This is a genomic window from Actinomycetota bacterium (assembly GCA_030682655.1).
Lineage (GTDB): Bacteria > Actinomycetota > Coriobacteriia > Anaerosomatales > JAUXNU01 > JAUXNU01.
The window spans coordinates 62,490-71,950 of record JAUXNU010000054.1 but is presented as its reverse complement, the minus strand read 5'-3'; the positions used below and the strand labels follow the sequence as shown (position 1 = coordinate 71,950).

General features: G+C 63.1%; 11 protein-coding genes, 4 tRNA genes and 1 pseudogene. 2 read left to right on the top strand and 14 right to left on the bottom strand.

The genetic code is table 11. The features are described 5' to 3' along the window. The 6 genes from Q8K99_03380 to Q8K99_03355 form a co-directional block, all read right to left on the bottom strand. Positions 1 to 141 (bottom strand): GTP-binding protein (locus Q8K99_03380; GenBank protein MDP2181590.1); only part of this gene is annotated, 141 nt, incomplete at its 3' end. A gap of 126 nt (positions 142 to 267) precedes the next feature. Beyond that, positions 268 to 343, bottom strand: a tRNA-Met gene (locus Q8K99_03375). A gap of 41 nt (positions 344 to 384) precedes the next feature. Then, positions 385 to 460: transfer RNA gene (locus Q8K99_03370), tRNA-Thr, on the bottom strand. A 37-nt stretch (positions 461 to 497) separates the two neighbouring features. After that, positions 498 to 582 (bottom strand) — tRNA-Tyr (locus tag Q8K99_03365). Between the two features lie 168 nt (positions 583 to 750). Then, positions 751 to 1,371, bottom strand: a complete 621-nt coding sequence (locus Q8K99_03360; GenBank protein ID MDP2181589.1) for a hypothetical protein — start codon at positions 1,369 to 1,371, stop codon at positions 751 to 753. A 31-nt stretch (positions 1,372 to 1,402) separates the two neighbouring features. Continuing rightward, complete coding sequence (locus Q8K99_03355; GenBank protein ID MDP2181588.1) at positions 1,403 to 1,816, bottom strand: cyclic nucleotide-binding domain-containing protein; 414 nt, start codon at positions 1,814 to 1,816, stop codon at positions 1,403 to 1,405. Between the two features lie 127 nt (positions 1,817 to 1,943). Between Q8K99_03355 and Q8K99_03350 the strand changes: the two genes are divergently transcribed. Together Q8K99_03350 and Q8K99_03345 are read left to right on the top strand one after the other, a co-directional pair. Continuing rightward, on the top strand, positions 1,944 to 2,663 hold the full coding sequence (locus tag Q8K99_03350; protein MDP2181587.1) for a DUF3307 domain-containing protein: 720 nt from the start codon (positions 1,944 to 1,946) through the stop codon (positions 2,661 to 2,663). 25 nt (positions 2,664 to 2,688) lie between these two features. Then, positions 2,689 to 4,230 (top strand): adenylate/guanylate cyclase domain-containing protein, encoded by a 1,542-nt coding sequence (locus Q8K99_03345; GenBank protein MDP2181586.1) that lies wholly within the window; start codon positions 2,689 to 2,691, stop codon positions 4,228 to 4,230. Between the two features lie 58 nt (positions 4,231 to 4,288). On the opposite strand, the gene Q8K99_03340 is transcribed toward Q8K99_03345, so the two are convergent. The 8 genes and pseudogenes from Q8K99_03340 to ispF form a co-directional block, all read right to left on the bottom strand. Then, positions 4,289 to 4,363 (bottom strand) — tRNA-Thr (locus Q8K99_03340). Positions 4,364 to 4,405: 42 nt separating this feature from the next. Further along, positions 4,406 to 5,002, bottom strand: coding sequence for an RNA polymerase sporulation sigma factor SigH (sigH, locus tag Q8K99_03335; protein MDP2181585.1), 597 nt, complete (start codon positions 5,000 to 5,002; stop codon positions 4,406 to 4,408). A gap of 255 nt (positions 5,003 to 5,257) precedes the next feature. Then, on the bottom strand, positions 5,258 to 5,773 hold the full coding sequence (locus Q8K99_03330; protein MDP2181584.1) for an NYN domain-containing protein: 516 nt from the start codon (positions 5,771 to 5,773) through the stop codon (positions 5,258 to 5,260). 4 nt (positions 5,774 to 5,777) lie between these two features. Continuing rightward, positions 5,778 to 6,518 (bottom strand): 23S rRNA (guanosine(2251)-2'-O)-methyltransferase RlmB, encoded by a 741-nt coding sequence (gene rlmB / locus Q8K99_03325; GenBank protein ID MDP2181583.1) that lies wholly within the window; start codon positions 6,516 to 6,518, stop codon positions 5,778 to 5,780. Positions 6,519 to 6,524: 6 nt separating this feature from the next. Continuing rightward, the gene (gene cysS, locus Q8K99_03320; GenBank protein ID MDP2181582.1) at positions 6,525 to 8,024 is read right to left on the bottom strand and encodes a cysteine--tRNA ligase; all 1,500 of its coding nucleotides are present in this window, start codon (positions 8,022 to 8,024) and stop codon (positions 6,525 to 6,527) included. Between the two features lie 25 nt (positions 8,025 to 8,049). After that, positions 8,050 to 8,769 carry a serine O-acetyltransferase gene (gene cysE, locus Q8K99_03315; protein MDP2181581.1) on the bottom strand — a complete coding sequence of 240 codons (720 nt, stop codon included), beginning with the start codon at positions 8,767 to 8,769 and terminating at the stop codon, positions 8,050 to 8,052. A 126-nt stretch (positions 8,770 to 8,895) separates the two neighbouring features. Further along, a pseudogene (locus Q8K99_03310) lies at positions 8,896 to 8,976 on the bottom strand (glutamate--tRNA ligase family protein). After that, positions 8,973 to 9,461 carry a 2-C-methyl-D-erythritol 2,4-cyclodiphosphate synthase gene (gene ispF, locus Q8K99_03305; GenBank protein MDP2181580.1) on the bottom strand — a complete coding sequence of 163 codons (489 nt, stop codon included), beginning with the start codon at positions 9,459 to 9,461 and terminating at the stop codon, positions 8,973 to 8,975. The pseudogene Q8K99_03310 and the gene ispF overlap by 4 nt, the downstream one beginning before the upstream one ends.

Below are 9,461 nucleotides of genomic sequence, written 5' to 3'. Positions count from 1 at the left end.
GAACGGAGTGAAGTCCGCCCAGCCCTTCTCGGCAAGCGTCTTGGTGATCGCCGCGGTCAGCGTGGTCTTGCCATGGTCGACGTGACCGATGGTGCCGACGTTCACGTGCGGCTTGGTGCGCTCGAACTTCTTCTTCGCCATGAGTCTCCTCCTTCGAGAGCTCCCGACGGAATCGGCCGCTTCGGCCGACCGCGACCCGTCCTCGGATATTCTCGTACGCATTGCTCGTTCATATACCTAGCGCGACCGATCGTCGCGCGTGATGCCTGGTAGCGGTGACTGGATTTGAACCAGTGACTCCACGGGTATGAACCGTGTGCTCTAGCCGCTGAGCTACACCGCCGGAAGCCGGTACGACCAGCGGCCGACCGGCACTTTGCGCCATGGAGCCCACAACCGGACTTGAACCGGTGACCTCTTCCTTACCAAGGAAGTGCTCTGCCGACTGAGCTATGTGGGCGTCGACTGCACGGGGAGACTCCCCGAGAAATCCTTGCTGGTGGGGGCGCTTGGATTCGAACCAAGGTAGGCTTAGCCAACGGGTTTACAGCCCGTCCCCTTTAGCCACTCGGGCACACCCCCACAAAAAAAAGGAACCGCCTGTGTACACTTTTCAAGTTGCTTTGCCTGGGTGAAAGGCATACGGATAGTACTCTATCGCTTTCGCGAGTGTCAACGACGACAACGGTGCCGGGCGTACCTATCTTCCGGACTCAAGACCAGGCCCCCTAGGAGGCAGGCTCGTGCCAATCAGAGAGCGTGGAAGACCGCTCCCAATCTCTTGATACCCCGAACGGAGCGATCGATGTCTGAACAGGGAATCAACCGGTACCACGCTGACCGATTCCCTATCGCAACGGGCCGCGGAGCGTAGTCTTCGTAGTTCGCTTCGAACCACGCCTGCGTGGACGGCATCGGCAGGACGCGCAACTCGTCACGCTCAACCCCGAGCTCGGAGAAGAACACTTCGTCGGGCTCGGAGAGAAGAGCCGATATCTCCTCCTCCGTTTGGGTGAGCGCGATGTAGTAGTAGAAGAGCTCGTCGGCTCGTGAGTTGAACATCCAACCGGGCTCGCGCGTTGACGGATCCGCAATCGACTCGAAAGCGTAGTGGCCGGTCTCAGCCCGGTAGAACGGGAGCGAGCGGTCCGACACCTTGGCCAAGTCCGTTCCGAAATAGGCATCTGGCTTGACCTTCGCCTTCACGGCGCGGTCGCCCTGACGATAGGTGATGTCGCAGCCAACTGAGCCGTCGGCAACGGTGCCCCCACCCTGACGGGAGATGTCTCTGTAGCCCGCAACCCCGAGGTATCGAACGATGATACGATCAGCGACGCCCTGCAGGAGCTGTGCGCCGGACAACGTCGACATCCAGGCCCCCCTCACGTATCAAGAGCGCCGGTCAGCGACCCAGACGCTCGTCGGCAACGCGCAGCCGCCGGGACAGGACTTCGAGCAGCTTGATGGCTATCGAGGGATACTTCTCGAGCAAGGCCTTGAAGTCCCAGCTTGAGAGCATGAGGCAGTTCGTGTAGTCGATGGCCTTGATCGTCGCCGACCGGGGCGCCTGATCGAGAAGGGACATCTCCCCGAAGAAATCACCCTGGCCAAACGCCCCGAGCGACTGCCCGTCGCGGAGGATCTCAACCCGACCGGCGAGAATCAGGTAGAACGCCTGACCCGGAGTGCCCTGAGTCACGATGATCTGCCCGGGCTGGAACCCACTCTCCTGAGCCACGCTCACGATCGCCTGAATCTCCTCATGTGTGCAGTTCGAGAATATGGGTACCTTGGCCAGGAACTCCTCGTGACCCATCGCGGGACCTCCTCGACGCTCGCAGGAACGAAACGTGTGCTTGCCGCATTCATCTCTTAGCCCTTTATAGCAGACGAGCGCCACGTGTTCATGCACAATGCTAGTAAGGATGCCTCACGGAGACCGCATGACGCTGCTGCTCAATCTGTACCTCGGTCACCTGCTGGGAGACTTCGTCTTTCAGCCTGGACGCCTTGTCGCCGCCAAGCGCAAGGGGGTGTACGGCCTCCTGGCGCACGTCTCCATCATCGGCGTGAGCACGTCGGCGATCCTCTTTGAAGACCTTGGGACGCTTTGGTACATCATCGCACTCGCCATGGGTGCACATACACTCATCGAGATCATCACAATCGGGGCCCGCGCCTCCACCAGGCTGAGCGGTCTCTCGATCTTCCTCATCGATCAGGCGCTGCACATCCTGTCTCTCGTCGCACTCGTGCTCGTGGCAACGTCATCGGTAACGATAGATGCTGTGACGACGCTCGGCATGACGCTCGATCCTGTCTGGATCGCACTGGCGTGCGCCACTATCCTGGTCACCTTCATGGGTTCGATTGTCGTGTTCGAGGTCTCGAACACATTCGGCCCCAACACATGGAATCTCGAGATCCTCCCCTACGACACAGCAAGGGTCGCCGGGATGATCGAACGCGGTGCAGCCCTCATGCTTGCCATCTTCGTGAGCCCCGCCGCTCTCGTCGCGCCGTTCCTGCCACGCGTCGTGTTGGCCTTCAGACGACCGGAAGATGAGAAGGCCCGTCAGATGATCATAGCGGCCGCCGGACTCGCGATCTCCGTTCTCGGCTGGGCGTTCGTGATCGCCTCGGTGTCTACCCAGCCGTCATGACGACCCCCAAAGGGAGACCTCAATAATGCAGCGAACGTTGAAGAGCAACGCCCAGGTGCTTCGCTGGACCCGGGCCATCGCCTTCGCGACCACGACGGGATGGGCCCTGAGCGCGATGCAGTTCAGGCCTACCGCCGGCGGGTACGCACTCGCGGTCGCCACTGGTGTCGTCTCACTGCTGTCTCCTGGCATCGCAGTACTCGTGGCTCTGGTCGCCCTGTCGTTGCCGGTTCTCGCAGCGGACTTCCTCCTTGGCGCTGCGTTCCTCGTCATCGGGTTTGCATCAGTCGGTTACCTCGGCCAGGACAACGGCCGCGTGTTCCTCCTCATCATGCTGGCCTTCATGTGCGCGTCCGGAGGACCCGTGTGGGCACCCGCGATCGTGGCGGGCTATGTGTTCGGTGCATCCGAAGGCGCGGTCGCGGCCCTGCTCGCAGTACTCGCACTCCAGGCAGCCGGGCTCGTAGCGGGGCGTGAGACCATCGGCATAGTCTCCACGGGAGGCCCTCTTGAACCGCTCGTGTCCTTCGCCGGAGACACTAACCTGCTCGCATTCGGATGGATCCCCGGCGCCGTGGGTGCTGTGGAACCAGGCGCGTTGCTCGGTGGGTTCTCCGGAATCCGAGGGGTTGCACTGCTCGCCGTGCAACCGGTGTTGTGGGGTCTGGGGGCAGCGGTGGCGGGCCTCGTGAAGCGTCCCGCGGACAGTAAACGTCGACTGCTCTTCGGTCTTGTAGCCGCCGTAGCCGGAGTCGGCACGCTGGCGATCACGAGCATGCTTGCACTGAGCATGTTCGCGCCCAATCCGCCCGACTATGGAAGTCTCGGGGCGGCAGCCGGTCTCTCGCTGATTGTGGCGCTCGTCGCAATCGGCACGTGGGAGCTCCTGTTCCCTCCCACAACGAAGCCACAAGAGGGAACCGTCCAACCCGGCTCGCTTTCGGCCGAGGACGCCGACGTAGACGAGCTCCTGCGCCTGATCGCAACAGCCGAGGATCAGTTGACGGCCAAGCACACGGTCCAGGCGACCGTCATGATCACCGACATGAAGTCGTTCTCGAAGATGACCGAGGAAGAAGGAAGCGTCGCATCGGCCAAGAACATCCAACGCCATCGGGACCTGCTGCTCCCCGTAATCACAAGTCATCACGGCAAGGGGAAGTCAACGGGGGGCGACGGGCTCGTAGCCTCATTCGACTCACCAACGGATGCCATGTACGCCGCCGTGGCCATGCAGCAAACACTTGACGAACACAACCGCACACATGAGGGTGAGCGCGACATCGTCATCCGGGTGGGAATGGCAGATGGAGAGGTCGTACTGGACAAGGGTGGTCGACCATTCATCGGCAATGCGCTCAATCTTGCCGCACGAGTCATGAACCTGGCCGACGGCGGGCAGATCTACGTGGCCCGCTCGGTGATCAGCATCTCCTCGGCAGCGAATATCGAAACCCACAGTCACGGCGAGTTCGAGCTCAAGAACATCGCGGGACCCGTCGAGGTCATCGAAGTACTGTGGAAGCAGGGGCTAAACCCCGTGCCTCCTCTTTCGCGCGGAGAGTAGGTCCGCCGGCCTACACGAACGGCCCGGATCTCCCCGGGCCGTTCGACAAGCGTGCATATGGAGCTGGCGGAGGGAGTCGAACCCACAACCTACTGCTTACAAGGCAGTTGCTCTGCCATTGAGCTACGCCAGCGCGCGCCTATTGTAGACGGAGCCGACGGGAGCGTGCTACCCACTAACAGGCGCGACAGCGATCGATCTGGGACTCGATCTTGCGCTTCACGCGCTGGAGAGCGTTGTCCACGGACTTGGCATGCCGCCCGAGACGCTCCGCGATCTCCTGGTATGAGCAGCCCTCCATGTACAGCCGCAACACCTGCGCCTCGAAAGAAGAAAGCGCCTCGCAGAAGCCGCGCCGGATGCGGTCCCCTTCCCACGCCGAGATAACGATATCGGCGGGATCGCAGACCTCCTTGGCGGCGAGGATGTCGGTAAGAAGGCGCTCACCCTCGTCGTCGGAAGCAGCCGAACGCGATAGAGAGACATACGTGTTCAGGGGGGCATGCTTCTGACGCGTGGCCGTCTTGATCGCAGTGATCATCTGACGTGTGACGCAGAGCTCCGCAAACGAACGGAAGCTCGATTGGCGTGAGGGATCATAGTCACGAATGGCCTTGAACAGGCCAATCAGTCCCTCTTGGATGACATCCTCGCGATCCCCGCCAACCAGAAAGTACGAACGCGCCTTGCAGCGCACCAGGCTTCGATACTTCCGGATCAATTCGGAGGACGCTCTCTGGTCCCCCGCTTGAGCGGCCCTTACGAGAGCCAACTCTGTGCCGCGCCCGTTGTTAGGAGCGAAATGCGCGACACGGACTTGTGCTTCCAATCACAATCCCTCCCGATTTCCCCCAGGCAAATGAAGGGGAAGGAATAGCGCCTCTGGCACAGGCGCATGACAAGTGCCTCTCAGAACATATTGGTGGCAATCCCTGCCTGTCAACGAATCTCCCCAAGGCTGAAGAAGTCTGAGCCACTTGGATTGCGCGCTTTCCCGCCGCCATTCGGCGTGATACGGGTGGCGACACTAGTGCTCGCCGCGTGCCCAACGAGAGAGAGCACGGCGCGTCGCGTCGTCAAGAAGCCGGTCGAGAGTCACGCTCTTGCTTCCCGATGGGTTGGCCGCCCTCCAGTCGACCTCGGCATCGCCCAGTTCCGACACAAACTCCGCCGAGGACATGCGGGTCGCGCCCTGACCCATGACGACCCACTGGGTCTCGGCGTCCGATGTGACAACCGTGACATCCCTACCGGCGGACACGCACCGCGACGCCATGTCCTCGATCGCCGAGTCGGCATCCCGACCGTATGCCGAGAACACCACTTGGATACCGACGGCTTCATGCGCCTCGCCGGTTGAGTCCGGGTTGAGCGCTCCGTCAAACACGACGTGCGCATCCCAATCACCACCCTTGGCGAAAGCTGCGACGTCGGCTACGAGACGCGCCCGCGCCGACTCGAGATCGCGGTCAGCATACGTTGAGTAGCGAGGCGTTGAACGCAGGACGTTGTAGCCGTCCACGATCAGCGATCGGCGGGTCACTGCGTCAACGCCCTGTTCTACCTCGGCGTACCCACTCGAACGCCAGCGCAGTGGCAGCCTGCGCGACGTTGAGGGATCCTACACGCCCCGCAACGGGAAGACGCACAAGGAAGTCACATGTTTCGGCGGTCAACCGGGCCAGACCGCTTTCCTCGGAACCCATGACGAGAACGATGCGTCCCTCCATCGGCGCATCCCAGACCGTGTCCGGGGCGGCCTCAGACGCTCCGGCGATCCACCACCCGGCCTCCTGGAGTCGAACGAGGGCCCGCACCAGGTTGGGCTCGCGGACGATCGGAGTGTGCGCGATCGCCCCGGCTGAGGCCTTGAATGCTGCCGGGCCGATCGCAGCCGTCCGCTTCTTGGGCACGAGGACCGCCCGGGCCCCCACGACCTCGGCCGATCGCACGACCGCGCCGAGGTTCTGGGGGTCGAGCACGTGATCGAGCGCAATGATGAGGGCGCTGGGCTCATTGGCTGCAGCAGCGATCACTTCCTCAAGGGGCACGAACGCAAACGGTCTCACCTCGGCCATCGCACCTTGGTGCGCGCCGCGGACGCTCATCTTGTCGAGAACCGAACGGGAGACGTGCGCCACCGGAACCCCGGCAGCGCGAGCGGCCGACAAGATCTCGTCGACGGCTTCGCCCGGACGCGCGCCGTCGGCCAGCAGGACTCGAACGGCGGGCATGCCGGAAACCAGCGCCTCATGCACGGCGTGACGGCCTTCGATGATGTCGGCCATCGCCCCCTACCCCTTCGGTACGTAGGTCACTCGCGCACCCTGTGCCGTGTCTTCGACTTGATAGCCGAGTTCGGTAAGCCCGTTGCGCACCGCATCGGCGGCCGCCCAGTTGCGTTCGGTCCTTGCGGCTTCCCGTGCCGCCAGAAGGGCCCGCACAGCCTCGTGAGGATCGGACCCCGCATAGCCGGCCAGCTCCGCTGCGAGGCCGACCACCTCGGTGGGTGCCGTGTCAGCAGTGCCGGGATCGACAACCAATACGCCCAGTACGCCGAGGAGCTCGACTATCGTCTCCTCGGCATCGCCAAGGAGACGCAGGTCCGCTGCCGACAGGCGCTCCTGGTTCTCTGACAGAAACGTGTTGGCGGCCTTCGCGAGCTCGAAGATCGCTCCGAGAGCCCCGGCCGTGTTGAAGTCATCGTCCATCTCCTGGGCGAACTTGGCGCGTGCTTCCTCCAGAGCCTGGCCCAGTGAGCGCTCGGCTGATGCGGCCGCGCCCTCTATCATGGGCGTTGTCCCGCGAGCCCAACGCACGTTGCGCCCTAGCGTAGCGATGCGGTCGTAGGCCGAGCGGGCCTCCTCGAGACGCTCCGTAGAGAAGTCCAGCGGGCTACGGTAGTGCGTCTGAAGCATCAGCAGTCGGATGATCGGCGCGGGATACGCTCCGAGCACGTCCTTGAGCAGTGTGAAGTTGCCGAGGGACTTGCTCATCTTCTCCGCGTTGATCTGAAGCATCCCGCCGTGCATCCAGTAGGTCGCGAACGGGACTCCGGTAGCGGCCTCGGCTTGAGCGACCTCGTTCTCGTGGTGCGGGAACACGAGATCTGAGCCGCCCCCGTGGATGTCGAACGTCAGACCGAGTTCACCGGTGGACATCACCGAACACTCGATATGCCAGCCGGGTCTACCCTCGCCCCACGGCGACGGCCAGTGCGGCTCCCCCGGCTTGGCGGCTTTCCAGAGCGCGAAGTCCAGCGGGTCGCGCTTGCGCTCGTCAACATCGACGCGGGCGCCCGCGTTCATCTCTTCGATGTCGCGGCCGGACAGCTTCCCGTAGCCGGGGAATGACCGGACAGAGAAGTAGACGTCCCCGTCCACCGCGTAGGCATGGCCTTTGTCGATGAGCGTCAGAATCATCTCGATCATCTCGGGAACGGTCTCCGTCGCCTTCGGCTCGGCAGTGGGACGTTCGACCCCGAGCGCATCCATCCCGTCGAGAAACGCCTTCGTGTACTCGGTGGCTACCTCGCGGGCGCTTCGGCCTTCCTCGGCTGCACGATTGATGATCTTGTCGTCGACATCGGTGATGTTGCGGACGAAAGTGACGTCATACCCGGCGAAGGTCAGGTAGCGACGAATCACATCGAACGACAGGAACGTTCGCGCATTTCCGATGTGGATGTGGTTGTAGACGGTCGGACCGCACACGTACATCGCGATCTTGCCGGGGTCACGTGGCGTGAGTTCTTCCTTGGCGCGCGTAAATGTGTTGTACAGACGAATCGTCATGATCCTTCTCCGTCCGGGGACAGTGTCAGAGGTCGCGTGCCGCGCCGGTGTCGACGTCGGGGGATGTCGGCTCGACAGCCCGGTCCGCCGGCTCGCGCCCGCCCATCTCCGCCTCGTCCTGCGCGACACGCGCTTCGAGACGGTCGATCCGACGCTGTATGCAGCGGAACATCTCGACGACCGGGTCGGGCAGGTCCTCGTGATGCAGGTCGACGGTCTCGATGCGCTCGCCCTCGCGAACGACAATGCGACCGGGCACACCGACGACCGTGCAGTTCGGCGGGACGTCCGCAATCACAACCGCACCTCCGCCGACCTTCGAACCCTTCCCGATCACGATATCGCCAAGGACGGTCGACCCCACACCGACGACCACGCAGTCCTCAAGGGTCGGGTGACGCTTGCCCTTTTCCTTGCCGGTACCTCCGAGCGTGACACCCTGGTACACGGTCACATCCTCGTGGATGACCGTCGTCTCCCCGATCACGACACCCATGCCGTGGTCGATGAAGAACCTCCTCCCGATCGTTGCCCCGGGGTGGATTTCGATGCCCGTGTAGAAGCGGGCCTGCTGACTCAGCCATCTTGCGAAGGTGACGCGGCCATGAACGTGCAGCCAGCGGGTCACCCGGTGCCACCAGATCGCATGCAGCCCCGGGTAGTTCAGCAGCACGTTCAACGTTGATGTGGCCGCCGGGTCACGTTCCTTGACGGCGCGTATGTCCTCTCGGATGCGATCGAGCATGGTTCCAGGCTCTCCTTTGCGGGCGAGCGGCGCTCGTCCGGCCGGACGAATAGCTCCTCGGAGTATGTGTCACATCATCGCTGAGCCTGCCGCGCGACTCAAGCGCTCACAAGACCGCTCCGTGCCCCAGTTGAATAGCGAGGTCCGCGTCCCTCCGATGTGCAAGAGGCCCGTCGGTGCGGGCGAGAAGCGCAGCCGGTCGCTCACTGCTCGACTCTCTCCAACATAACGACTGCGTACGCCTCTGCGCCCTCGCCGCGCCCCGTCGCCCCCAAACCCTCGGTGGTGGTCGCCTTGACGCCGATCGCATCGACCGGCACCGCCATCGCCGACGCAAGGCGTGCGCGCATCTCCTGACGATACGGCGCCATCTTGGGCCGCTCCAGCACGAGCACGGTGTCGGCATCGACAAGGCGCCACCCGGCCTTGCGCATGATCTCGGCCACCCGTTCGAGCAGCGCGATGCTTGAAGCCCCGGCGTACTCGGAATCCGTATCTGGAAAGTGCTGGCCGATGTCGCCCGCTCGAATCGCGCCGAGAATCGCATCCATTAGCGCATGGACCAGGACATCCGCATCGGAATGGCCCACGAGTCCGAGGTCGTGGGGAATCTCAATCCCGCCAAGGACAAGTGGGCGGCCTTCGACGAACGCATGAACGTCGTAGCCGATTCCCACACGGGTTGCGCTCAA